Source organism: Xanthobacter sp. YC-JY1 (assembly GCF_021730305.1).
Classification (GTDB): Bacteria; Pseudomonadota; Alphaproteobacteria; order Rhizobiales; family Xanthobacteraceae; genus Xanthobacter; species Xanthobacter flavus.
In genome coordinates, this window is the sequence record NZ_CP032674.1 from 3,888,343 (window position 1) to 3,911,203 (window position 22,861).

Below are 22,861 nucleotides of genomic sequence, written 5' to 3' on the forward strand. Positions count from 1 at the left end.
ACGCCGGGCCAGTCCGGAGGACCCCATGAACACCGCGAACCTGCAATTGGAAGGCGTGCTTCTCGCCTTGTCACGCCTGCTTGAGACCATGCGGCATAAGGGCCTCCTCACATCCGGAGAGATCGAGACGGCACTCGCCGAGGCGGAGGACGCCTGCCGCCGCGATGCCGCCTGCCGCACCATCAGCCCGGGGCAGGCCGAAGGGGTGCTGTTTCCCATCCGCTTCCTGCGCGCGGCCACCAATCGCCAGGAAGGCACGGCCCCGACCTTCACCGACATCGCCACGTCCATCGGCGAGAACAAGGACAGGCACGGCTGAGCCGGCGTAGGGCGCCGGAGCTTCTCAAATCCGGCTCTGGCGCCGAGGGGTTCCCAAAGGGTATCAAGCGGGGGTACGCCCCGGCGCGGCGGGCGGTTGACCTCCGCATCCGCGGAGCGGTTCTGTGGGGAGGCGCCGTTGCTGTCCTTCGTCGAACGCCATGTGGTCGCCTCGATCCTCGGCGCCGTGGTGCTGGCGTTCCTCGTTTACGAGACCTCGGTGCGCTTCTTCGCCTATTCCGGCGATGCCTATGTGGCGACGGATGTCATCTTCATCGCCCCGGAAGTGTCCGGCCCGCTCGCCAAGGTGGTCGTGGGCGACGATGCGCCGGTCGCCGCCGGGGCCGTTCTCGCCGAGATCGAGCGCCAGCCCTTCGCGCTGGCCGTGGCGGCCGCCGAGGCGCAGGTGACATTGGCCGCCGAGCGCATCCGCCTCGCCGAAGCGGCGATTGACGAGAGCACGGCCATGGTCTCCGCCGCCCGCGCCTCCCTCGACAATGCCCGGCGACAGCAGACGCGCTCGGAATCCCTTTCCCAGACCGGCGACATCTCCGCCGAGGCGCTGGATATGGTCAGGCGCGATGCGGTGGTCGCCGCCGCCGACCTGCAGAAGGCGGAGAGCCTTGCGGCGGTGGCGCAGACCCTCGTCACCGTGCGCCGCGCCGAGCAGGCGACCGCCGCCCAGGCCCTCGCAAAGGCCAGTTACGAACTCTCCCGCACCCGCATCATGAGCCCGGCGAAGGGGCGCGTCGCGCCGCTCACCGTGCGCACCGGCGACTATGCCACGGCGGGCAAGCCGCTCGCGGCGGTGGTCTCGGACCTCGACTGGCACATCGTGGCAGCGGTGGACGAGCGGCACCTGGCGCGGCTGAAGCCGGGCCAGAGCGTGCTCTTCACCATCGGCTCCGACCCGTGGCGGCCGCACTGGGGCACGGTGCGCTCCATATCTCCCGGCATCGCGCGCAGCGCCGGCGAGGATGGCGCCCTGCCCTACGTGCCGCTGAGCACCGACTGGATCCGCCTGCCCCGCCGCTTCCCAGTGCTCATCGACATGGGCGACCTGCCGGCGCGCGAACGGCTCTATCGCGGGGCCGATGCCCGCGTACTGATCTGGTTTTGAGGCGATGGCCGCAGCGGGCTGGAGCGCGCGGCAGGGGCTCATCACCGCCGCGAGCGTGGTGCTCGCGCTGCTGATGGCGGCGGCGCTCGGGCTTGAGGGCCTGTGGTGGGCGGCGATCTCCGCCTGGATCGTCTCCAATCCCGACTTCTCCGCCTTGTGGCGCAAGGCGGGCATGCGCCTCGCCGGCACCGCAGTGGGCCTTTCGGCCGGCTACCTGCTGGCGCTGGCGCTGGAGGGGATTCCCCTCTTCCAGGCCCTCGCCCTTTTCATCATCTGCGGGGTCGGCTCCTACCTGCGCTTCTCCAGCCGCTACGGCTATGCCTGGTTCTACGGCACCATCACGCTGATGCTGATGCTGGCGGTGAGCATCCTCGAGACCGAAGCGCTCTTCTCCTTCGCCGAGAACCGTTTCCTGGAAATCGCCTGCGGCGTGGTGGCGAGCGCGGTCGTGCATGCCGTTGGGCGCCCGCGCAGCGATCGGGCGGCGCCGGCAGCGGCGCCCGTACCGGCGCATCCGGCGGACCTTGATCTCATGCATATCGGCCTCGTCGCCGGCATCTCGGCGGTTGCCATGGTGACATTGTGGTCGTGGTTCGACCTGCCGTCGCTGCCGCAGGCCATCGGCTCGTCCCTTGCGGTGCTGGACCGGGATTTCGGCACCATGCGCGTGCGGGGGCGCCAGCGCATGCTCGGCTGCGTCCTGGGCGCGCTCGCGGGACTGGCCGCGCTGCTGCTCCAGCTCGACACTCTTCTCGTCTATCTGACCGTGCTCGCGGGCGGGATCTTCTATTTCTCTCGCCTGCACACCGGCGGCGGGCCGCAGAGCTATATCGGGACGCAGGGCGGCGTCGCCTTCATCACCGCGCTCGTCACCGACGGCGGGCCACCCGCCGAGCTGATGCCGGTGGTGGAACGCCTCGCCGGCATCTTCATCGGGGTCGCCCTGATGCTCATCGCATCGTTCGTCCTGTCCGCGCTCCAGCACAGGCGACGCGCGTCCGTGGAGGCGGCCGACCCGTCCGGTTAGGGGCGGCCGGCGCCGCGATCAAACCATGACGCGACGCAGGAGCCGCCGTGTGAGGCGGGCCGGCCCATAGTGCCACGCGAGCGTCATCCTGTCCGCGAACGCAATGCGGGCAAGCCTGCGCGGCACGAACCAGGCATTGTGCCCGGTGCGACGGACCGGCACGTAACCATGCGCCTGCAGCAGGCGGCGGCTGCGGCCGAAATTCACCCGGTCGTCGATCAGGATGAGACGCGGCTTGAAACGGGACGCAGTGAAGCCGGATAGCACGTCCGCCTCCGTGCCGCCCACGTCGACGGAGAGGAAGTCGAAGCTGGTGACGCCCGCTTCCGCCAGAATGTCATCGAGCGTTCTGGCCGCAACCTTGATCATGCCGTTCGGCTGGTCGCCGGGGAACAGGTGCGACCGCGCCTCCCATCCGAGAAGCCAGAGCTGAAGTGTGTCTGGTGCTCCAGGCCCCGCACAGGCGACCGGGACGACCGGGGACTTTCGCGTCGTCTCCAACGCCTTGGCCAGCTCGACGGACGGCTCGATGAGCAGCCCTTTCCAGCCGTTCAACTCCAGATGATAGGTCTGGTTGCCGCGGATGGGATCACCCGCACCGACATCGACGAACGTGCCGACGGCATTTCCGAGCCAAGCCGCCACAAGACCTCTCTCATGGTAAGAGGGATTGATGACGCGACCACCGTCATCAGCAAAAATAGCTGCACCCATGGCACTCCACCCGCTTAACTGCGAGGAAAGTGCCCGGATACCAAAATTTTCACAATGCTAATCGAGTTCAAATTCTAGCCATAACATTCAGAATGAACCTATTTAATCTCGAATATGAGGCCAAAAATAGTTCATTGCAGATTTTAATTCTCAGAAAATACCAGTCACATTCAGACAAACTACTAAATGAGCGCACGGAGGGTTTCGGCAAAGCGTCTGCCGGCCTGGCGAACGGATGCCCCACCCTTGTGGGTGAGCTGGAGCCATACCCTTCGGCGATCCTCGGGGTCGGGATGCCGCTCGACGAGCCCTTCCTGCTCAAGCGCTTCGAGGCGACGCAAGGCCGTGGTGGTTGAGGTTCCGGCCCCCGCGCACAAAGCCGAGACCGAAACCTGCCGGCCAGCGGCCTGCGCCATGGCGAGATCGAGCAGCATTTCCCAGGCGGCATCTCCGCCGGCAACCCTCGGAAGTACCCGCTTGCGGTCCATGCGCAGGCCGTCGAGCAGGCGCAGGAGAGCCAGAGGATCGTCGAGCAAGGTCGCCGCCCGGCGCTTTTGAACGGAAAGATCGAGCGCACGGCGAATGGCGGCCACGAGTTCGGCGATTTCGACCGGCTTCTGGAGAAAATCCACCGCGCCCATACGCAAGGCGGCAATGGCATTCTCCATCGATGCATTTCCCGTGAGGATAATGGGAAGAATCTGCGGACCTTGGCGAAGCTCACCCACGCGACGGATCAGCTCCAGACCGTCGAGATCCGGCATGGCAAGGTCAGTGACCAGCACGCGTATGGCGAAGTTCTGCTCGACGACATCGAGAGCGCTCAAAGGCGATGACGCGCAGACGACTGGCAGATTCTCGAGCGCGAGGCCCTCTCGCACCTCAAGAAGGAACTCTTTGTCGTCATCGACGACAATAACAGCGACATCCCGCATTGCCCAACTGCCATCACGCGCGCCATGGCTGCCCCCCGGCAGGAACAGCCTTCGGCACGGGAGTTCCTGTCACCACCACTCCAAAGGTCAAGCTAGGTGGGTATCATGCTAGGTCGGCGCAATCCAGTTCAGATCGATCCAATCCATCCCCATTTGGATCAATTTTCGCAAAGGAGCAGATATTTAGAGTTGATTGAGTGCCGTATAGGTCAACCCAGGTGTAGCCCCCCACACCACGGGAAAGCCTTCGGAGGTATTATAGGCGTGCTCTCCGGCCGTAAGCGGCAAGTGAGACTCTCACGCCGATCACCTAACGGCACCTCAGGAAGGGATGCGGGAAGTCGCGCGGTCCCGGCTCAGGCCGAGACCGCCTCCGGAGCCTCGATCTGCCGAACGCGGTCCATCACCGCCTTCTGCACCTTCTCGAACGCCCGCACCTCGATCTGGCGCACGCGCTCGCGCGACACGCCGAACTCGGCGGCGAGGTCTTCCAGCGTCATCGGGTCGTCGGAGAGCCGGCGCGCCTCGAAGATGCGACGCTCACGATCATTGAGCACGGACAGCGCGCCGGACAGGGCCGAGCGGCGGTTGGCCAACTCCTCGCTCTCGGCGAGCTGCTCCTCCTGGTCGAGGCGCTCGTCCACCAGCCAGTCCTGCCACTCCCCGCCCTCCGAGTCCTCGCGGATCGGCGCGTTGAGGGAGGCGTCGCCGGACAGGCGGCGGTTCATGTCCACCACGTCCTGCTCGGTTACGCCGAGCTTGGTGGCGATCTGCTGCACCTGATCGGGGCGCAGGTCGCCCTCCTCCAGCGCGGAAATCTGGCTCTTGGCCTTGCGCAGGTTAAAGAACAGCTTCTTCTGCGCCGCCGTGGTGCCCATCTTCACGAGGCTCCACGAGCGCAGGATGTATTCCTGGATGGAGGCGCGGATCCACCACATGGCATAGGTGGCGAGGCGGAAGCCCTTCTCGGGCTCGAACCGCTTCACCGCCTGCATGAGGCCCACATTGCCCTCGGAGATCACCTCGGAGATGGGCAGGCCATAGCCGCGGTAGCCCATTGCGATCTTGGCCACGAGGCGCAGATGGCTCGTCACCAGCTTGTGAGCGGCGTCGCGGTCCCCGTGCTCGCGCCAGCTTTTGGCGAGCATATATTCCTCCTGCGGCTCCAGCATGGGGAACCGCCGGATTTCCTCCAGGTACCGCGAAAGCCCGCCCTCTGCGGAGGGAATGGGCATGGACTTATGCTGGGCCATCACGAGGCCTCCTTCTCCCGAGGCCCCCATCCGGGCAGCCGCTCGTGCGGCCGCATGACGCCGACCGCGACGCACGATGATATAGATACGAATGGGGCGCGGATAGGTTTCATCCTCTCACGTCGCTGCGAGAGCGAATTGCGTTTCTGCACGCTCACGGACTAGTCGCGCAGCGCCGCCTCCAGAGCCGCAAGGTCCTGCGGCAACTCACTTTCGAACGACAATTCCGCGCCCGTCACCGGGTGCGCGAAACCGAGCCGCGCGGCATGAAGCGCCTGCCGGCCCAGTGCGGCGAGGCAGGCCCGGGCCTCGTCCGGCAGCAGGGAGACCTTGGTCCGGAAGCCCTGGCCGTAGACCTCATCGCCGAGGAGCGGGTGGCCGGCATGGGCCATGTGGACGCGGATCTGGTGGGTCCGTCCGGTCTCCAGCCGGCATTCGATGAGGCTCGCCACCTCCGCCCCGGTCTTGCCGACGAAGGTCTCCAGCACCTCCCAATGGGTCACCGCGTGACGGCCGGAACCCCGCACCGCCATCTTCTGGCGATGGGTCGGATGCCGATCGATGGGCGCATCCACCCTGCCCTTCGGCTCGGGCACGCCCCAGACGAAGGCGAGATAGGCGCGCTCCAGCGGCCCGGTACGGCCGTGGTCGGCGAACTGGGCGGCGAGGCCCTTGTGGGCGGCATCGGACTTGGCCACCACCAGCAGGCCCGACGTATCCTTGTCGATGCGATGGACGATGCCCGGGCGGCGCACCCCGCCGATGCCGGAGAGGCTGTCGCCACAATGATGCAGAAGCGCGTTCACCAGCGTGCCGGAGGCATGGCCCGGTGCGGGATGCACGACCAGTCCGGCCGGCTTGTCGATGACAATGAGGTGATCGTCCTCGAAGGCGATGGTGAGCGGGAGGTCTTCCGCCACCGGCTCGGCCGGCTCGGGAGGCGGCAGGGTCAGGGTGTAGACCTCGCCGGCATTGACCCTCGCGGCCGCGTCCCCTACCACTCCCCCGCCGATGGACACCTGCCCTTCCGCTACGAGACGCTGGATGCGGGTGCGGCTGAGTTCGGGCGCAAGGCGCGCCAGGACGCGGTCCAGCCGCTGCCCCGCATCCTCGGGGGCGACGGCGAGGGTGAGGCTCGCGCCAGCGTCCTGACCGGCTTCGTCCGGCCCGATCTCATCGGTGAGGTCGTCGAAGCCGTCGGCAAGGGCAGCTTCGGTCGTCTTCGCGTTCATTCTTGTCCCGTCAGGAGCCCCGGCCCCTCATGTTCCACCGCCCGCCCCAGATCGACACCCCCGAAGAGGCGCTGACGCCGGAGCAGGAGCGCGTGATCCGCAAGTTCCGCCGCTTCTCCAGCATCTCCATGCTGGTCATGGTGCTGGGAGTGGCGGCCGTGTTCGGCGTGATCGGTTATCGCATGATCCGGGCAAAACCGCTCGCCACCGGCGAAATGACGGCGCTTCTGCCCAAGGGCGCCCGGATCGTCTCCACTGCCGTCTCCGGCGACGTGGTGGTGGTAGCCATCGAGGTCAACGGCGCAACCGAAATCCGCACCTTCGACGCCCGCACCCTCGCCCCTGCGGGCCGGCTGCGCTTCGCGGTCGAGCCCTGAGCTACTGAAGCGAGCCCTCGCCGTCGCCCGGCATGCGGGCCAGCATCATCTGGGTGATGGCCACCAGCATGTCCGCGCGGGCCTTGAGGTCCTCCGCCTCCAGCAGCGCCTGCTTCTCCAGTGCGCCGTAAGGCGACATCACCGAGAGCGCGTTGACCAGCGTCTCGGTGCCGGCCTGGCGGATGCCATCCCAGTCGGCTTCCAGCTTGTTGGCATCGAGAAAGGCCGCGAGCGCTGCGAGAACCGCCTCCCGGTCCACCTCCGCCTCACCCGCCGAAACATCGAAATCCTCGGCGAAGGGCGCCGTATCGATACGGAACTGGCGGTAGGGGGTGGTCACCGGCATCTCTTCCACCACGCGGAAGCGGCAGATGCCGCTCAGGGTGATGAGATAGCGCCCGTCCCCGGTCTCGCCGAACTGGGTGAGACGCCCCACGCAGCCCACCTTGTGCACCGCCGGCCCGCTCGCGCCCGCGGGCGCGGCCTCGTCCGGCTGGATCATGCCGATGAGCCGCGCGCCGGACAGCGCATCGTCCACCATGGCCAGATAGCGCGGCTCGAAGATGTTGAGCGGCAGTTCCGCCCGCGGCAGCAGAAGCGCGCCGGTGAGCGGAAAGACAGGGATCACCGGCGGAATGTCCGCCGGCGACAGGTAATTGCGGTTGGTAGCCACGAAAAAATCCTTTTCGAGCGCCGTCGCGCGAAACTCCGTCCGCATCGGGAAAGCGCATCGACCCGAACGATCGAAGGCAGCGTCCCGCACCCGCGTTTGGAAGGACGCGCTCTCAGGCGAACATGATCGCTGACAACTTCTTACGTCCGGAAAGGGTGAGCGGATCGGTCGGCCCCCAGGCCTCGAACAGCTGGACCAGCTGCTTGCGCGCGGCATCCTCGTTCCAGGAGCGGTCACGCTTCACGATGTCGAGCAGGTGGATCAGCGCATCCTCGCGCCGGCCCTTGGCATTCAGCCCGATCGCGAGGTCGAAACGGGCCTGATGGTCGGCCGGGTCGAGGTCGAGCTTGGCCTGCAGCGTCGCGAGATCGCCCAGCGAGGCGGCCTGCTCGGCCACATCGAGGGCGGCGCGCGCGGCGACGATCGACGGGTCGTTGGCCTTGTCGGCGGGTGCCAGCGCCAGCGTCGCCTTGGCCTGCTCCAGCGCGCCGGCCGCGACCTGGGTGCGCACGAGGCCGGCGAGCGCCTTCAGATTGTCCGGTTCCTCACCGAGCACGCCGGCAAAGATCTCCGCCGCCGCGGTCAAATCGCCATCCGCCAACGCGCCTTCGGCCGCCGCGAGGGCTTCTTCCAGCCCGTCCGTTCCGGGACCTAGGAGGCGATCGATGAAAGCCTTCACCTGTCCTTCAGGCAGGGCCCCCATGAAGCCGTCCACCGGCTGGCCGTTCACGAAGGCATATACCGTGGGCACCGACTGGATGCCGAGCTTGCCGGGGATGACCGGATGGTCGTCGATGTTGAGCTTGGCGAGGCGCACCTTGCCCTTGGCGGCCTTGACCACCTTCTCGATCACCGGCGTCAGCGTCTTGCACGGGCCGCACCAGGGCGCCCAGAAATCCACGAGGACCGGGCGGCGCTTCGATTCCTCCATCACCTCGGCCATGAAGGTCTGGGTGGTGGTGTCGATGATGTCCCCGCCGGCGCTGTCGGAAGCCGCAGCCGGTTTGGCACCCGTGGCGCCTGCCTGATTGAGCAGCATGTGTCGCAATCCCCGAAAATCCAGCCCCGCGGCGCCCGAAGGCGGCATCGCCGGGACAAGCCCCCCTTAGATGGGGCGCCGTCACACCGACGCAATGCGGCGCTTGCCGCCTTGTACCCCTTTCAGGGGCGGAAGGTAAGGCGGGAGGCGCCGACACAACCCCAGGACGCACCGACGCGCATCTCCCGCCGGCGCACCGGGCACCCCCTGTGGATCGTTGGCAGGCCAAGGCTTGCACAGGGGCGGCGGGGCATGCACGCTGGTTTGACCTCCACCGGAAAGGCTGGCACACCCCGAGGCGATGACCCTGTTTCCCGTTCCCACAGCCAAGATCGCGGCATGAAGTTCGACCGCCTGCGGCTCGTGGGCTTCAAGACCTTCGTCGAGCCCACCGATCTTCTGATCGAGCCCGGCCTTACCGGCGTGGTGGGGCCGAACGGGTGCGGCAAGTCCAATCTTGTCGAGGCGTTGCGCTGGGTGATGGGCGAAAGCTCCTACAAGGCCATGCGCGCCAACGACATGGAGGACGTGATCTTCTCCGGCACCACGGGCCGGCCGTCGCGCAATTCGGCCGAAGTGGTGCTGCACCTCGACAATTCCGACCGCACCGCCCCTGCCGCCTTCAATGAGTGGGACCAGCTGGAGATCGTCCGCCGCATCGAGCGCGGCGCCGGATCGAGCTACCGCATCAATGGCAAGGACGTGCGCGCCCGCGACGTCCAGCTCATCTTCGCCGATGCCTCCACCGGCGCCCGCTCCCCCGCCCTCGTGCGGCAGGGGCAGATCGGCGAGATCGTCGGTGCCAAGCCCAATGCCCGCCGCCGCATCTTGGAAGAGGCTGCCGGCGTCGCTGGCCTCCACGCCCGCCGCCACGAGGCCGAAACCCGGCTGAAGGCCGCCGAGCAGAATCTGCTGCGGCTGGAAGACGTCATCACCCAGTTGGGCACGCAGGTGGACAGCCTGCGCCGCCAGTCCCGCCAGACCGTGCGCTACAAATCGCTGGCCGCCGAAATCCGCCAGTGCGAGGCGACCCTGCTCTGGCTGCGCTGGCAGGACGTCACGAAAGCGCTGGCCGATGCCGAGCAGGCCGTGGAAGCCGCCAAGCGCGACGGCGCCGAGCACACGCGCCTTCAGGCCGAGGCCGCGCGCCTTCAGGCCCTCGCCGCCCACGCCCTCCCGTCGCTCCGCCAGAAGGAGGCGGAAGCCGCTGCAGCGCTGCAGCGCCTCACCCATGCCCGGCAGGAGCTGGATGCCGAGGAGGCCCGCCTCGCCGCCCGCAAGGAAGAGCTGGAACGTCGTCTCGTCCAGCTGGCCCAGGATACCGCCCGCGAAGAGGCCCTCTCCCACGACGCCGAGAGCGTGCTGGAGCGTCTCGCCTCCGAGGCCGAGAACCTGCGCTTCGAGCAGGAGGAAGCGGCCGAGCGCGAGGCCATCGCCGCCGACATGCAGGAAGAGGCCGCCGCCTTTCTGGAGGAGGCCGAGCGCGCTCTTGAGGAAAAGACCGCGCACTTTGCCGATCTCGGTGCCCGGCGCGCCTCTCTGGAGCAGCTTCTGCGCGAGACGCGCGACCGACTGGTGCGCAACGCTGCCGAGCGCGCCTCGGTGGAGGCGGAGGAAAGCCGCCTCAAGCAGCAGGCCGGCACCGACGCGCTCGAAGGCCTGCGCATGGAGGCCGAGGCCGCCCGCGACGCTTTGGCCGAGGCCGAGGAAGCGAGCATCGACGCCGAGGTGGCCCATACCGTCGCCCGCCGGGCGATCGAGGAACTGCGCCCGACCCTCGCCGAGGCGCAGGCCCGCTTCGGCCGTCTGGAGACCGAAGCGCGAACGCTGGCGAAGGTGCTCCAGTCCAGCGATGCGCGCTTCCCGCCCGTGGCCGATCTCGTCACCGTCGCCAAGGGCTATGAGACGGCGCTGGGCGCCGCCCTGGGTGACGATCTCGATTTGCCGGTGGACGGCGCCGCCCCCGCCCGCTGGGCCGGCGCGGCATTGGACCCGTCCGACCCCCCATTGCCGCAAGGCGCCCTGCCCCTCTCCCGCTTCGTCTCCGGCGCCCCGGCGCTGGCGCGACGGCTGGTGCAGGTGGGCATCGTGGCCCGCGCCGATGGCCCCGCTCTGGCAAGCCGGCTGAAGGCGGGCCAGCGCCTCGTCTCCATGGAGGGGGACCTGTGGCGCTGGGACGGCGTGGTCGCCGCCGCCGATGCCCCCACAGCCGCCGCCCGCCGCCTCGCCGAGCGCAACCGCCTCGCCGACATCGAAGCCGAGGCGGCTCTGGCGGAAGCACATCTCGATGAGGTGCGCGCCACCCTCGCCGATCGCGAAGGTGTCTTGCGTCAGGCCGCCGAGGGAGAAAATCTCGCCCGCGAAGCCCGCCGCGCCGCGCAAAGGTCCGCCGAGGCGAGCCGCGCCACTTTGGAAGCGGCCGAGCGCCGCGCCGCCCAGCATCTCGCGCGCCTTTCGGCTCTGGCCGAGGCGCGCAACCGCCTCGCCGCCGTGCGCGCCGAATCGGAGGCGTCGCTGGCCGATGCCGAGCGCCAGCTCGCCGCCCTCGACACGCCGCAGGTGCTCGAATCGGAGCTGGCCCGCGCCCGGGCCGACACCGCCGAACGCCGCGCCGCCGTAGCCGAGGCCCGCGCCCGGCTCGATGCGCTGAGGCGCGATGCCACCCAGCGCATGCGCCGGCTGGAAGCCATCGCGGCGGAAGAACGCTCCTGGCGCCAGCGCGCCGGAGGTGCCGGGGAACGGCTTGCCGCCGTCGCCGCCCGCGAGGCCGAGGCGAAAGCCGAGCTCGCCGAGATCGAGGAAGCGCCCTCCGAATTCATCCGCCGTCGCCGCGCGCTCATGAATGCGCTGGAAGAGGCGGAGGCGGCCCGCCGCGAGGCCGCCGACCGGCTCGCCGAGGGCGAGGAGGCGCTTGCCGCCGCCGACCGGGCCGCCCGAGACGCGCTGGAAGCCATGTCCGGCGCCCGCGCCGAGGCCGCCCGCGCCGACGCCCGGCTGGAAGGCGCCCGCCAGCGCCGCGACGATCTCCAGCGCGAGATCGCCGACATTCTCGACGGCCCGCCGGACCTCGCCCGCGAACAGGCCGGCCTCACCGACTCATCCCCTCCCCCCAATGTCGCCGCCATTGAGGCGACGCTGGAGCGGGCGAAGCGCGACCGGGAGCGACTCGGCGCCGTGAACCTGCGCGCCGATGTGGAGCTGGAGGAAGCGGAGGCCCAGCACACCCGGCTCACAACCGAACGCGACGACCTGAACGAGGCCATCCGCCGCCTGCGTGCGGCCATCCAGAGCCTGAATCGCGAGGCGCGCGAACGGCTTCAGGCTTCCTTCGCGGTGGTGGACGGGCATTTCCGCAAGCTGTTCGACACGCTGTTCGGCGGTGGCGAGGCGCAACTGGTGCTCACCGATGCGGACGATCCGCTGGAGGCGGGCCTCGACATCATCGCCAAGCCCCCGGGCAAGAAGCCGCAGACGCTGATGCTGCTGTCCGGCGGCGAGCAGGCTCTGACCGCCATGGCGCTCATCTTCGCCGTCTTCCTCACCAATCCCGCGCCCATCTGCGTGCTGGACGAGGTGGACGCGCCGCTCGACGACGCCAACGTGGAGCGATTCTGTACCCTGCTTGAGGAGATGACGCGCCTCACCGACACGCGCTTCCTCACCATCACCCACAATCCCATCACCATGGCCCACCAGAATCGCCTGTTCGGCGTGACCATGGCCGAGCGCGGCGTATCCCGTCTGGTCTCGGTGGATTTGCAGAGCGCCGAGCGGCTGCGCGAGGCCGTCTAGCCTTCCAAGACTTGCTGGAGCTTGGCCTTTCTCAGGGCGCCGAAGCGCCCGTGCGGAAGGAGGCGGGTGCACGCTTTCCACTGCGGCAGCGCCGAGACGGCGAAGCACGATGTCGCAGCCACATTTTTCTTCTTTATTTTCAGAAACTTGATACCCCCTACGGCTGCCTTGACACTCAATTTTGACGCAACTATGGTGCGCCGCGGTTCGAGGGGGAGGGCTGCTGTCCTCCACCGGAGCCAGGAACTCGCGCAATGTCCGGACCTGACAATACCTCCGCAGGAGGCAAAAGCGGACCGGACGGGGCGGGAGGCTCCCGGCCCAGCGATACCGAGCTCTCCGCAAGGCTTGAGCAGCTCAACACCTCGTTGGGCCACGTCCGCGCCAAAGCCGAGGTGCCGGCTCCGAAAGAGCAGGATACCTCGTCCAAGTCGGGCGTCGCTCTTGCCTTCCGGCTGGGTGCCGAATTCGTGTCGGGCGTTCTGGTGGGGTCTCTCATCGGCTACGGCATCGACCGCTTCTTCTCGATCACGCCCTGGGGGCTGATCGTATTCACGCTGGTCGGCTTCGCCGCGGGCGTGACGAACATGCTGAGGGCGTCCGGCGAAGGCCGGAAAAAGGGCCCCGGCACGTCCTGACGAGCGCCACCTCAAAAACGGGGACGGCGCGGCGGGACTGGGTTTTCGGGGCGGCGCGAGCCGTCCGGGTCATTGGGGCGGGGTCCGGCAGCGGATTTCGGCCTGTTGATACATTTGGCGGCTTCGGCCGTGATCTTGGGTTCAGCGGCCGAGGCCGCGATGGCAGGGGGCGCGTTCGGATGACCGTCGATCCGATCCACCAGTTCGAGATCAAGCGCTACGTGGACCTGCTGAACCTCAGCAGCGTGCAATTCTCGTTCACGAACGCCGCCGTGTTCATGTTCGGCATCGTGGCGATTATCTTCTTCTTCCTCACCTACGCCACCCGCGGCCGCACCCTGGTGCCGGGCCGCGCCCAGTCGGCGGCGGAGATGAGCTACGAATTCATCGCCAAGATGGTGCGTGACAGCGCCGGCAACCAGGGCATGGTGTTCTTCCCCCTGGTCTTCTCGCTGTTCATGTTCGTGCTGGTGGCGAACGTGGTGGGCCTCATCCCCTACACCTTCACCGTCACGGCGCACCTCATCGTCACCGCCGCTTTGGCGCTGCTGGTGATCGGCACCGTCATCATCTACGGCTTCGTCAAGCACGGCACCCACTTCCTGCACCTGTTCGTGCCGTCGGGCGTCCCGGGCTTCCTGCTTCCCTTCCTGGTGGTGATCGAGGTCGTCTCGTTCCTCTCCCGCCCCATCAGCCTGTCGCTGCGTCTGTTCGCCAACATGCTGGCCGGTCATATCGCGCTGAAGGTGTTCGCCTTCTTCGTGGTGGGCCTCGCCTCGGCCGGCATCGCCGGCTGGTTCGGCGCGACGCTGCCCTTCCTGATGATCGTGGCGCTCACCGCGCTGGAGCTTCTGGTGGCGGTGCTGCAGGCCTACGTGTTCGCGGTGCTCACCTCGATCTACCTCAACGACGCGATCCACCCGGGTCACTGACCCGGACGTCGCCTCGCCGTTCCACCGATTACCCCAACACTCGAGTTTTTGAAGGAGCAGTCCATGGATCCCGCAGCTGGTAAGTTCATTGGTGCCGGTCTCGCCTGCCTCGGCATGGGTCTCGCCGGCGTCGGCGTCGGTAACATCTTCGGCAACTTCCTCTCCGGCGCCCTGCGCAACCCGTCGGCTGCCGACGGCCAGTTCGCCCGCGCGTTCATCGGCGCGGCGCTCGCGGAAGGTCTCGGCATCTTCTCGCTCGTCGTCGCCCTCGTCCTGCTGTTCGTGGCCTGATCTCAGGTTCGCGGCGGAAGAGGTCTCCCGGGCGCCCAGCGCCCGGGCGCAGTGATTGACACCCTGTGACGAGGCACCCTTGCCTCGACAGGTGCGAAGGCGGGCAAGCCATGATGAAGTCGTGGAAAGTGACTGTCGCGCTGGCGTTTGCGGGTGCGGTCCTGATGGGCGCTCCCGTCTCGGCGGCGAGCGATCCTGCCGGCAAGCCGGCCACGGTCGCACAGGCGGCTCCGCCCACCGGCGCCGCCGGGCATGGGACCCACGAGCCTGCCGCCGCAGCTCCCGGCACGGGACATGCGGATGCGGCCGGAGATCATGGCAAGAAGAGCCACTTCCCGCCCTTCGACGGCACCACCTTCGCCTCGCAGCTGCTGTGGCTCGTCCTGAGCTTCGGCCTGCTCTACTTCCTGATGAGCCGCATCGCCCTCCCGCGCATCGGCCGCATCCTGGAAGAGCGCCACGACCGCATCGCCGACGACCTCGAGGAGGCGGCGAAGCACAAGGCTGACAGCGAGGCCGCCCAGGCGGCCTACGAGAAGGCCCTCGCCGAGGCTCGCGCCAAGGCCAACTCCATCGCCGGCGAGACGCGCAACCGTCTCAATGCCGAGCAGGACGCCAACCGCAAGTCGCTCGAGGCGGAGCTCGCCACCAAGCTCGCCGCCGCCGAGGAGCGCATCGCCTCCACCAAGACCGAGGCCCTCACCCATGTGAAGGGCATCGCCGTGGACGCCACCGGCGCCATCGTCTCCACCCTCATCGGCACGAGCCCCGCTCAGCATGAGGTGGAACAGGCCGTCGACAGCGCCCTCGCCAAGAAGGACGCGGCCTGAGGGCCGCGACGCCCGCGCGCCTTCAAGGCAGCCGGGTTCTGCAATTTTGAACGCGCCTGACCGGTTCGCGTTCTCGACGAGACCCTGACGTTTCAACGTCGCTCAGGCCCGGACCGGGCGGACGCAGACGGACCCGAGGACCACGTTATGAACGAGATGTCACTGGCTGAACTTTGGGTCGCCATCGCCTTCGTGGTCTTCGTCGGCATCCTCATCTATGCCGGCGCCCACCGCGCCATCGCTTCCGCGCTCGACAGCCGCGGTCAGCGCATCTCCGCCGAGCTTGAAGAAGCCCGCCGGCTGAAGGAAGAGGCGCAGAAGCTCGTCGCCGAGTTCAAGCGCAAGCAGCGTGAGGCCGAGGCCGAGGCCGAATCCATCGTCACCGCCGCCAAGGCGGAAGCCGAACGCCTCGCGGCCGAGGCCAAGGCCAAGATCGAGGACTTCGTGTCCCGCCGCACCAAGATGGCCGAGGACAAGATCGCCCAGGCCGAGCACCAGGCTGTGGCCGACGTGAAGGCCATCGCCGCCGAAGCTGCCGCCAAGGCCGCCGAGGTTATTCTGGGTCGTGCAGCCACCGGCGACGTCTCCGACCGGCTGATTTCCCACGCCATCGGCGAGGTCAAGACGAAGCTGAACTGAGCCCAAGCCGCTCCATTCTTCCAGAAGGCCGCCACTGGCGGCCTTTTTCGTTTTGGGAAGCCTCTGCAGCGCGGCGCGACCGATCTGGACGCCGTGTCAACGCCCAGCCGGAGGCTGGCCCGCGGCTCCGGCCGGCCCGCCTGCCCCCATCGCCCCGCCGCTCGGCCGCTCGGCCGCTCGGCGGATGCCTTGATTGAGCCGCCGCGCTGGTCCATTGCTAGGATATGTGGCGCGCAGCGGAACCCCATTCTTCCCAGACCGGACCAAGCCGGAGGCGAGGCGGTTTGCCTGTGCGGCCCAACCCGCTGGCCCTGCTTCTGCTCGCCCTTCTCACCGGCGTGCTGCTGGGTGCGGATGCGGCGCGCCCCGCTTTTGCGCAGAACGACTTCTTCTTCTTCCTGCGTCCCCCGGCCAACGTGCCGCGCGGCAATCCCCAGCCCCAACAGCGGCAGCAGCAGCAACAACAGCAGCAACGTCCCCCGCAGAATTCCGGCTGGTGGCCGTTCCAGCCCCAGCCCGACCTCCTGCCTCCGCCCCAGCAGCAGGCCAAGCCCCAGGCGCCGGCCGAGCCCACGGGCGTCGTCTATGGCTCCGCCGATGCCGCGAGCCAGGGCAAGCGGGTCCCGCCCAGCCAGTTCGTGCTGGTGCTCGGCGACCGCATGGCAGGGCAATTGGCGCAGGGCCTCGCCGATTCCTACGTGCCGGAGCGACAGCGCATCGCGATCGTCGACAACACGGTCGACGAAAGCGGCTTCCTGCCGACACCGGTGGACTGGCTCGCCCGCCTGCCCGATGCGATTGCAGCCGCGCGGCCATCCGTCACCGTCGTTGCGCTCGGCTCGGACGACCTGCAGCCAATCAAGGATGGCGATACCCAGGCCCAGCCGCTGACCGAGCGGTGGAACGAGCTCTATGGCAAGCGCGTGGACGAGGTACTCGCCGCGCTGCGCGAAAAGGCCGGACGCATCATCGTGGTCGGCCTTGCCCCCGTCGCCAACGGCCAGTTGTCCGATGACTACGCCAAGCTGAACGAGATCCTGCGCGCCCGCGTCGCCCGCGCGGGGCTCACCTTCGCCAATGTCTGGGACGGCTTCGTCGACGAGGACGGGAAGTACATGGCGAACGGCCCGGCGGTGGACGGCCAGCGCAGGCGCCTGAGATTCAACGATGGCGTGCGCTTTACCCGCGCCGGCGGGCGAAAGCTGGCCTTCTTCGTTCAGAAGGACATCAACCGCATGCTGGAGGAGAGCGGCGGCGCCAAGGCCTCGCCGACGCCGGACGCCACCAGCGGACCGGAGCGGCCCTCCGCCCTCGCCGGAGCCCCGGCGACGGGCCGCGACGCGCGCCCCGATGCGGTGCAGGTTTCCACCAGCGCCGCCTCAGCGGCGAAGGTTCTGAAGGATGGCGTCGCGCCGCCGCCCGTCCGTGGGCGGGCCGACGATTTCACCTGGCCGCCCTCCGGCGCCGAGCCCGCCGCCGCTCCGTCGGCGCGCTGAAGGTTCCCGTCTTTCCGGCGGCCTGACCACCTCTGCCGCAGCGCGGCAAAATCCGCTTTGCAAAGCCGGAGCGGCGCTTTACCGATTTCAGGGAAGAAGTGCGGGCGCCGCCCGCTGCATGGGTCGAGGAGCCGTCATGTCCGAGGGAAATTCCGCCGCGTCCATCCGTCCGCGCCGCAGCGTCCTCTACATGCCCGGCTCCAACGCCCGTGCGCTGGAGAAGGCGCGCACCCTTCCGGCCGATGCGGTGATCCTGGATCTTGAGGACGCGGTTGCGCCCGACGCCAAGGTGGAAGCCCGCGGCCGCATCGTCGAGACGGTGAAGGCCGGCGGCTTCGGGCCGCGCGAGGTGGTCATCCGCATCAACGGCCTCGACACGCCGTGGGGACCGGATGATCTGGAAGCCGCCGCATCCGCCACGCCCGACGCGATCCTGCTGCCCAAGGTGCAGTCGGTGGAGCAGCTCGTCACGGTGGGCCGCCGCCTCAAGGCGCTCGACGTGCCCGCCACCACGCGGGTCTGGGCGATGATCGAGACGCCGCTGGCGATCCTCGACATCAAGGCCATCGCCGCCGCCGCGCAGGACCCGCTGACCCGTCTCTCGGTGTTCGTCCTCGGCACCAACGACCTTGCCAAGGAAACCCGCGCCGCTCTGGTGCCGGGCCGCGCGCCCATGGTCGGCTGGCTGAGCCTCGTCGTCGCCGCCGCGCGCGTCTATGGCGTGGACGTGCTCGACGGCGTGTGGAACCAGTTCCAGGACCTCGACGGCTTCAAGGCCGAATGCGCCCAGGGCGTGGAGTTCGGCATGGATGGCAAGACGCTGATCCACCCGAGCCAGATCGAGCCCTGCAACATCGCCTTCAGCCCCCCGGAGGCCGAGGTGGCGCGGGCGCGGGCGATCATCGCCGCCTTCGCCTTGCCGGAGAATGCGGGCAAGGGCGTCATCACGCTGGACGGCCGCATGGTGGAGCTGCTCCACGCCGAGATGGCGAAGCGCACCGTCGCGCTGGCCGATGCCATCGCCGCCCGCAGCTGACCGCACCATGACCACACCCGCCGCCCTGACCGCTCCCGCGCCCCTGCACATCGTCATGGTCGCTTATCCGGACATGACGCAGCTCGACCTCACCGGCCCGTTCGAGGTGTTCGCACGGCTGCCGGGCGCGAAGATCGACATCGTCTGGAAGACCAGCACCAGACCGGTGAAGGACGTGGCGGGCCTCTCCATCATGCCCACCGCCGCGTTCAAGGAAATCCACGACTGCGACGTGCTGTTCGTGCCCGGTGGGCCGGGCCAGCTCGAGTTGATGGAGGACCGGGAAACCCTCGGCTTCCTGCAGGAGATGGCGGACGGCGCGCGCTATGTGACCTCCGTCTGCACCGGCTCGCTGATCCTTGGTGCCGCGGGGCTGCTCAAGGGCTACCGCGCCACCTGCCACTGGCTGTCTTTGCCGCAGTTGGCCCACCTCGGTGCCATCCCGGTGGAGGAGCGGGTGGTGATCGACCGCAATCGCCTCACCGGCGCCGGCGTCTCCTCCGGGATCGACCTAGCGCTGGCGCTGGCGAGCGAGATCGCCGGCGAGGACGAGGCACGGCGCATCACCCTCGCCATCGAATACCAGCCCGAACCGCCCTTCCCGCCCCGCGACAAGGAGGATCCCCGCCTCGTCGAGGAGGTCCGTGGCCGGACGCAGGGGTTTCAGGACAAGCGCGACGCCGTCGCCCGTCGCATCGGCGCGCGGCTCTGACACCCCGGGGGGACTGAACCATGAAGCTCTATCGCTATCTCACCGGCCCCGACGACGCCGCCTTCTGCAAGCGCGTGTCCGCCGCCCTCAACCGGGGCTGGCAGCTCCACGGTGCGCCGACCCTCACCTTCGACAGCGTTCAGGGCCGCGTCATCTGCGGCCAGGCCATCGTCAAGGAAGTGGAAGGCGAGTGGTCGGACGAGGTGGTGCTCTCCGAGCACTGAGCCTGCGCAAAGGGGGCGCCGATCGGGCATCGCCGATCGGGACGCGCGGAGCGGCGGATCAGACCGCCTTCGCCTCGGCAGAAGCGGCGTGGCCGGGCATGAGGACGATGGACACATCCACCTCGTCGCCGGCCTCGCGGAACTCCCGCTTCACCGACTCGGTGAGCTTGGCCACCACGGCGCGGGCACGGGCGACGGTCCAGTCGCTCTCGAAGCCGAGATGCAGCTCCACGAACATCTTGCCGCCGAACTGGCGGGTGCGGATATCGCCCAACTCGTCGAAGTCGTCGAAATGGGTGGTGAGCACCTTGAGGATGCGCAGCTGCCCCGCCTCGTCGATGGCCTGGTCCAGCAGGGAGGCCACCGAGTTCGAGAGCATGGCGTAGATGTTGTAGATCATGAACCCGATGACCACGAACGAGCCCATGGGATCGAGGTAGTACAGGATCGGGATGTTGTTGAAGATCGACAGGATCACCGTGACCGTGAACACCGAGCCCGAGGCGATAGCCGAGACGAGGTGAACGCGGGCCTGGGCGGCCAGCACCGGCGAATGGGTCTCGTGGGCGAGGCGCGTGGCCTTGCGGTTCAGGATTACGTTGCCGACCACCGCCAGGGCCGCCACGAAGAGCCCGAGCTCGGCGCCGTCCACGCCCTCCGGGTGCATCACGCGGATGATGGCGCGGGTGCCGGCGATAACCACCAGGATCGTCTGCAGCAGCGCGATCATCAGCTCGGCGAGGTTTTCCAGCTTGCCGAGGCCGTAGGCATATTTGCCCGCATGGGCCTTGTGGGCGAGCTTCAGCACCAGCCAGCAGGCGGTGAGCGCCGTCAGGTCGAACGAGGTGGCGAGCAGGTCCGTGAGGATCGCCGCCGAATTGGTGAGCGTTGCAGCGAGAATGTAGAAGGGAAACAGGCAGGCCGTGAAAATCATGGCCTGAAACGACAGATTCTGGCTCGCCGAACCCGACACGAACGCCCCCTCTTGCCCGCTGCGCCTTCCGGAGTGGCCCAGCACCCCTCCGGAACGCCCCATGAGGACCATGAGGGGGGCACGCGTCAAGCCGATCCGGCATCGCGGCCGAGATTCGACACGTTCTCCCTTCGGCCTGTTGCGTCGCACCCACGGGCTCTGCAACATGCGCCGACGAATTGGGGGACCCTAGATGAGCAAGACCAACCGGGGCAATTTCTTCGAGGATTTCAGCGTCGGGCAGGTGATCCGCCACGCGACGCCGCGCACCGTGACGGTGGGCGACGTGAGCCTCTACAGCGCCCTGTACGGCACCCGCTTCGCGGTCCAGTCCGCCGATACCTTCGCCCAGGACATCGGCTATCCGGCCGCCCCGGTGGACGACCTGCTCGTGTTCCACACGGTGTTCGGCAAGACGGTGCCGGACATCTCGCTCAATGCCGTGGCCAATCTCGGCTATGCCGGCGGGCGCTTCCTCGCCCCGGTCTATCCCGGTGATACCCTGACCGCCGTGTCCGAGGTCATCGGCCTCCGGGAGAATTCCAACGGCCAGAGCGGCGTCGTCTACGTCCGCTCCCTGGGCTTCAACCAGGACGGCACCGAGGTGCTGGACTATGTGCGCTGGGTGATGGTGCGCAAGGCGGACCCCTCCCTCCCCGCGCCCGAGCCAGTGGTCCCCACCCTTCCGGCAGCTCTGGCCCCCGACGCCCTCGGCGGTGCCGTGCCCGTGCTCGACCTCGGCGGCTGGCGTGACGACCTCTCCGGCTCGACCGCCCGCTTCAGCGACTATGCGGTCGGCGAGCGCATCGACCATGTGGACGGCATGACGGTGGAGGAGGCGGAGCACATGATCGCCACCCGCCTCTACCAGAACACGGCCAAGGTGCACTTCAACCAGTTCACTGAGGGCCAGGGCCGCTTCGGCCGTCGGCTCATCTATGGCGGGCACGTGATCTCCATCGCCCGCGCGCTCTCCTTCAATGGCCTCGCCAACGCCTTCCACATCGCCGCCATCAATGGCGGACGCCATGTGGCGCCGCTGTTCGCGGGCCTCACCGTCCATGCCTGGAGCGAGGTGCTGGACGCGCAGGAACTGCCGGGCCGTGACGACGTGGGCGCGCTGCGCCTGCGCACCGTCGCCACCAAGGACCGGCCGACCGCCGATTTCCCCTTCAAGGCGGAGAACGGCGATTACGACCCGAGCGTCATCCTCGATCTCGACTACTGGGCGCTGATCCCGCGCTGACCGGCCGCGCCGGACGCCGCCCCGGCCGAAGCCGTGGGCGGTGCGGCGCTCGCCCCCTGGGGCTTGGCAGCCGGCGGCTTCGCTTCCGCCGGCTTGCTCCCGTCGGCGGGCGCCGAGGTCGTCGCCGGCGGCTTCGCCGCGGCCCCGGATCCGGCCGGCTTGGGCTTCGGCTTGCGCGGCGGAGTGGCGGGAACCACGGCGGCCGGCACACCGCCATAGACCGACATGAAGCGCCAAATCTCCTCGCCGGCATCGATGTCGTGGCTGCGCAGGCCGAGAAATGGCGTGGCGAGGTCGGGCTTCGTCTCCACCATGGCCGGCGACTGGTGGCCGCCGCGCTCGATGGTCATGAGCTCCACGGCACTGCCATCCCGGCAGCCTTCCCAGCGGCGCAGCTCGGCGGTGGTGCCGTCATCCGGGGCAAGGTCGGGCAGCTTGGTGCTCGTGGCCGGCCCGCATCCGTCCAATGCGGCATAGAGACGGGCGCTGTCGGGCGCGGAAAGGGTCGAGCCCAGCGGCGTCCAGAAACCGGCATAGCCGATCACCGAATCCGCCGTGCCGTGAATGAACTGGATGGAGACCGGCTTCGACGGCTGGCACTCTTCCTTATAGTTGGCCGGCGCGGTGGACATGATCGCCGAATAGGCGGCGAACAGCTCGGCATATTCGCAGGCCATCCGCTGCACCATGAAGCCGCCGTTGGAGATGCCGGTGAGGTAGATGCGGTTCGGATCGGAGATCCCGTCGGCCGCCAGCCGCCGCGCCAGCGCCACCAGGAACGCCACGTCGTCGCCCGGCCGCAGCATCATCTTGAGTCGCATGGCCGCCGGGCGGCCATCATTCCACGTCCGCCCCTCGCCTTCCGGATAGACGGCAACGAAGCCGTGCTTAGCCGCCGCGGCATCGAGCCCGAAATAGGCACGGAAGCTTTCCGGCGTCTGCGCCGCGCCATGCAGCGCGATCACCGTGGGGGCAGGCGTGGTGACGCCATCGGGTGTCACCACCACATAACGGCGCGTCTCTCCGTTCACCGAAAGCCTGAGGTCCTTGACCGATTCCGCATGGAGCGGAGCAGATCCCGACCAAAGCAGGAACAAAAAGAGACTCGCACGGAACATCCAGCTGCCAGCGGCGCCCCGCCGCAGCCACGATTGCCACACGTCTAAAGTCGAAGCATCGGGGGCCAGTCGGCGGCGAACAAGGGCGGCAAGGACCGTCATGAGCGCAATAAGCCTCTTGAAACAAATAGATTTTATCGCGGCCGCCGCCCCTGCCAGCGGGAACAGGCTTGCCCTGCGAATACGGCGGCGGCGGGGCGGAGGTGTGTCATCCCGGCCACACACGCGGCGGCACCGCTGCCAATT

Annotated in this window: 23 protein-coding genes; 15 read left to right on the forward strand and 8 right to left on the reverse strand. The window is 68.3% G+C overall.

Translation table 11 applies throughout. The features are described 5' to 3' along the window. Positions 1 to 25: 25 nt before the first annotated feature. From D7006_RS18180 to D7006_RS18190, 3 genes are all read left to right on the forward strand, one after another. Positions 26 to 319 (forward strand): hypothetical protein, encoded by a 294-nt coding sequence (locus D7006_RS18180; protein WP_237354043.1) that lies wholly within the window; start codon positions 26 to 28, stop codon positions 317 to 319. 138 nt (positions 320 to 457) lie between these two features. Beyond that, positions 458 to 1,438 (forward strand): HlyD family secretion protein, encoded by a 981-nt coding sequence (locus tag D7006_RS18185; protein ID WP_237354044.1) that lies wholly within the window; start codon positions 458 to 460, stop codon positions 1,436 to 1,438. A gap of 4 nt (positions 1,439 to 1,442) precedes the next feature. Beyond that, complete coding sequence (locus tag D7006_RS18190) at positions 1,443 to 2,465, forward strand: FUSC family protein (RefSeq protein ID WP_237354045.1); 1,023 nt, start codon at positions 1,443 to 1,445, stop codon at positions 2,463 to 2,465. A gap of 18 nt (positions 2,466 to 2,483) precedes the next feature. On the opposite strand, the gene D7006_RS18195 is transcribed toward D7006_RS18190, so the two are convergent. From D7006_RS18195 to D7006_RS18210, 4 genes are all read right to left on the reverse strand, one after another. Beyond that, positions 2,484 to 3,179: an FkbM family methyltransferase gene (locus D7006_RS18195; protein ID WP_237354046.1), complete on the reverse strand. Its 696-nt coding sequence runs from the start codon at positions 3,177 to 3,179 to the stop codon at positions 2,484 to 2,486. 182 nt (positions 3,180 to 3,361) lie between these two features. Then, complete coding sequence (locus tag D7006_RS18200) at positions 3,362 to 4,114, reverse strand: response regulator (RefSeq protein ID WP_237354047.1); 753 nt, start codon at positions 4,112 to 4,114, stop codon at positions 3,362 to 3,364. Between the two features lie 356 nt (positions 4,115 to 4,470). Then, positions 4,471 to 5,367 carry an RNA polymerase sigma factor RpoH gene (rpoH, locus tag D7006_RS18205; protein WP_169123948.1) on the reverse strand — a complete coding sequence of 299 codons (897 nt, stop codon included), beginning with the start codon at positions 5,365 to 5,367 and terminating at the stop codon, positions 4,471 to 4,473. Between the two features lie 161 nt (positions 5,368 to 5,528). Further along, positions 5,529 to 6,599 carry an RluA family pseudouridine synthase gene (locus tag D7006_RS18210; protein WP_169123949.1) on the reverse strand — a complete coding sequence of 357 codons (1,071 nt, stop codon included), beginning with the start codon at positions 6,597 to 6,599 and terminating at the stop codon, positions 5,529 to 5,531. A gap of 29 nt (positions 6,600 to 6,628) precedes the next feature. On the opposite strand from D7006_RS18210, the gene D7006_RS18215 reads away from it, so the two are divergent. Further along, positions 6,629 to 6,976 carry a hypothetical protein gene (locus D7006_RS18215; protein WP_169123950.1) on the forward strand — a complete coding sequence of 116 codons (348 nt, stop codon included), beginning with the start codon at positions 6,629 to 6,631 and terminating at the stop codon, positions 6,974 to 6,976. A 1-nt stretch (position 6,977) separates the two neighbouring features. On the opposite strand, the gene D7006_RS18220 is transcribed toward D7006_RS18215, so the two are convergent. Further along, on the reverse strand, positions 6,978 to 7,649 hold the full coding sequence (locus D7006_RS18220) for an LON peptidase substrate-binding domain-containing protein (RefSeq protein WP_229645261.1): 672 nt from the start codon (positions 7,647 to 7,649) through the stop codon (positions 6,978 to 6,980). A 112-nt stretch (positions 7,650 to 7,761) separates the two neighbouring features. Continuing rightward, a complete protein-coding gene (trxA, locus tag D7006_RS18225; protein ID WP_256444921.1) occupies positions 7,762 to 8,688 on the reverse strand; it encodes a thioredoxin in 927 nt (308 codons plus the stop codon). A 339-nt stretch (positions 8,689 to 9,027) separates the two neighbouring features. Between trxA and smc the strand changes: the two genes are divergently transcribed. The 10 genes from smc to D7006_RS18275 all read left to right on the forward strand — a co-directional run bounded on the left by smc (position 9,028) and on the right by D7006_RS18275 (position 19,278). Beyond that, positions 9,028 to 12,480, forward strand: a complete 3,453-nt coding sequence (gene smc, locus D7006_RS18230; protein WP_237354048.1) for a chromosome segregation protein SMC — start codon at positions 9,028 to 9,030, stop codon at positions 12,478 to 12,480. Positions 12,481 to 12,734: 254 nt separating this feature from the next. Then, complete coding sequence (locus D7006_RS18235; protein ID WP_237354049.1) at positions 12,735 to 13,118, forward strand: AtpZ/AtpI family protein; 384 nt, start codon at positions 12,735 to 12,737, stop codon at positions 13,116 to 13,118. A 179-nt stretch (positions 13,119 to 13,297) separates the two neighbouring features. Beyond that, positions 13,298 to 14,050: a F0F1 ATP synthase subunit A gene (locus tag D7006_RS18240; RefSeq protein ID WP_237354050.1), complete on the forward strand. Its 753-nt coding sequence runs from the start codon at positions 13,298 to 13,300 to the stop codon at positions 14,048 to 14,050. 63 nt (positions 14,051 to 14,113) lie between these two features. Continuing rightward, entirely contained in the window at positions 14,114 to 14,341 is a 228-nt protein-coding gene (locus D7006_RS18245) for a F0F1 ATP synthase subunit C (protein ID WP_024280371.1), read from the forward strand. Between the two features lie 164 nt (positions 14,342 to 14,505). Beyond that, complete coding sequence (locus D7006_RS18250) at positions 14,506 to 15,171, forward strand: F0F1 ATP synthase subunit B (RefSeq protein WP_169124126.1); 666 nt, start codon at positions 14,506 to 14,508, stop codon at positions 15,169 to 15,171. Between the two features lie 156 nt (positions 15,172 to 15,327). Further along, entirely contained in the window at positions 15,328 to 15,810 is a 483-nt protein-coding gene (locus D7006_RS18255; protein ID WP_371745126.1) for an ATP F0F1 synthase subunit B, read from the forward strand. A gap of 290 nt (positions 15,811 to 16,100) precedes the next feature. Continuing rightward, positions 16,101 to 17,306 carry a GDSL-type esterase/lipase family protein gene (locus D7006_RS18260; protein ID WP_371745127.1) on the forward strand — a complete coding sequence of 402 codons (1,206 nt, stop codon included), beginning with the start codon at positions 16,101 to 16,103 and terminating at the stop codon, positions 17,304 to 17,306. A gap of 136 nt (positions 17,307 to 17,442) precedes the next feature. Continuing rightward, positions 17,443 to 18,342, forward strand: a complete 900-nt coding sequence (locus D7006_RS18265) for a CoA ester lyase (protein WP_169123956.1) — start codon at positions 17,443 to 17,445, stop codon at positions 18,340 to 18,342. 7 nt (positions 18,343 to 18,349) lie between these two features. Continuing rightward, positions 18,350 to 19,054, forward strand: a complete 705-nt coding sequence (locus D7006_RS18270; RefSeq protein ID WP_237354053.1) for a DJ-1/PfpI family protein — start codon at positions 18,350 to 18,352, stop codon at positions 19,052 to 19,054. 20 nt (positions 19,055 to 19,074) lie between these two features. Further along, positions 19,075 to 19,278 carry a DUF1737 domain-containing protein gene (locus D7006_RS18275; protein ID WP_169123958.1) on the forward strand — a complete coding sequence of 68 codons (204 nt, stop codon included), beginning with the start codon at positions 19,075 to 19,077 and terminating at the stop codon, positions 19,276 to 19,278. Between the two features lie 58 nt (positions 19,279 to 19,336). Here the strand turns inward: D7006_RS18275 and D7006_RS18280 are convergent, their stop codons facing one another. Further along, entirely contained in the window at positions 19,337 to 20,251 is a 915-nt protein-coding gene (locus D7006_RS18280) for a cation diffusion facilitator family transporter (RefSeq protein ID WP_169123959.1), read from the reverse strand. Positions 20,252 to 20,444: 193 nt separating this feature from the next. On the opposite strand from D7006_RS18280, the gene D7006_RS18285 reads away from it, so the two are divergent. Further along, positions 20,445 to 21,497 (forward strand): MaoC family dehydratase, encoded by a 1,053-nt coding sequence (locus D7006_RS18285; RefSeq protein ID WP_237354054.1) that lies wholly within the window; start codon positions 20,445 to 20,447, stop codon positions 21,495 to 21,497. On the opposite strand, the gene D7006_RS18290 is transcribed toward D7006_RS18285, so the two are convergent. Then, the gene (locus D7006_RS18290) at positions 21,473 to 22,528 is read right to left on the reverse strand and encodes a PHB depolymerase family esterase (RefSeq protein ID WP_237354055.1); all 1,056 of its coding nucleotides are present in this window, start codon (positions 22,526 to 22,528) and stop codon (positions 21,473 to 21,475) included. The two genes, D7006_RS18285 and D7006_RS18290, sit on opposite strands and share 25 nt — an antisense overlap. Positions 22,529 to 22,861: the final 333 nt, after the last annotated feature.

Bases quoted from the DNA above. Each gene is read 5' to 3' on its own strand.
- D7006_RS18275 (WP_169123958.1), top strand. From the start codon at position 19,075: ATGAAGCTCTATCGCTATCTCACCGGCCCCGACGACGCCGCCTTCTGC.
- D7006_RS18190 (WP_237354045.1), top strand. From the start codon at position 1,443: ATGGCCGCAGCGGGCTGGAGCGCGCGGCAGGGGCTCATCACCGCCGCG.
- D7006_RS18270 (WP_237354053.1), top strand. From the start codon at position 18,350: ATGACCACACCCGCCGCCCTGACCGCTCCCGCGCCCCTGCACATCGTC.
- D7006_RS18240 (WP_237354050.1), top strand. From the start codon at position 13,298: ATGACCGTCGATCCGATCCACCAGTTCGAGATCAAGCGCTACGTGGAC.
- D7006_RS18200 (WP_237354047.1), bottom strand. From the start codon at position 4,114: ATGCGGGATGTCGCTGTTATTGTCGTCGATGACGACAAAGAGTTCCTT.
- D7006_RS18250 (WP_169124126.1), top strand. From the start codon at position 14,506: ATGGGCGCTCCCGTCTCGGCGGCGAGCGATCCTGCCGGCAAGCCGGCC.
- trxA (WP_256444921.1), bottom strand. From the start codon at position 8,688: ATGCTGCTCAATCAGGCAGGCGCCACGGGTGCCAAACCGGCTGCGGCT.
- smc (WP_237354048.1), top strand. From the start codon at position 9,028: ATGAAGTTCGACCGCCTGCGGCTCGTGGGCTTCAAGACCTTCGTCGAG.
- D7006_RS18215 (WP_169123950.1), top strand. From the start codon at position 6,629: ATGTTCCACCGCCCGCCCCAGATCGACACCCCCGAAGAGGCGCTGACG.
- D7006_RS18210 (WP_169123949.1), bottom strand. From the start codon at position 6,599: ATGAACGCGAAGACGACCGAAGCTGCCCTTGCCGACGGCTTCGACGAC.
- D7006_RS18180 (WP_237354043.1), top strand. From the start codon at position 26: ATGAACACCGCGAACCTGCAATTGGAAGGCGTGCTTCTCGCCTTGTCA.
- D7006_RS18195 (WP_237354046.1), bottom strand. From the start codon at position 3,179: ATGGGTGCAGCTATTTTTGCTGATGACGGTGGTCGCGTCATCAATCCC.
- D7006_RS18235 (WP_237354049.1), top strand. From the start codon at position 12,735: ATGTCCGGACCTGACAATACCTCCGCAGGAGGCAAAAGCGGACCGGAC.
- D7006_RS18285 (WP_237354054.1), top strand. From the start codon at position 20,445: ATGAGCAAGACCAACCGGGGCAATTTCTTCGAGGATTTCAGCGTCGGG.
- D7006_RS18245 (WP_024280371.1), top strand. From the start codon at position 14,114: ATGGATCCCGCAGCTGGTAAGTTCATTGGTGCCGGTCTCGCCTGCCTC.
- rpoH (WP_169123948.1), bottom strand. From the start codon at position 5,367: ATGGCCCAGCATAAGTCCATGCCCATTCCCTCCGCAGAGGGCGGGCTT.
- D7006_RS18255 (WP_371745126.1), top strand. From the start codon at position 15,328: ATGTCACTGGCTGAACTTTGGGTCGCCATCGCCTTCGTGGTCTTCGTC.
- D7006_RS18265 (WP_169123956.1), top strand. From the start codon at position 17,443: ATGTCCGAGGGAAATTCCGCCGCGTCCATCCGTCCGCGCCGCAGCGTC.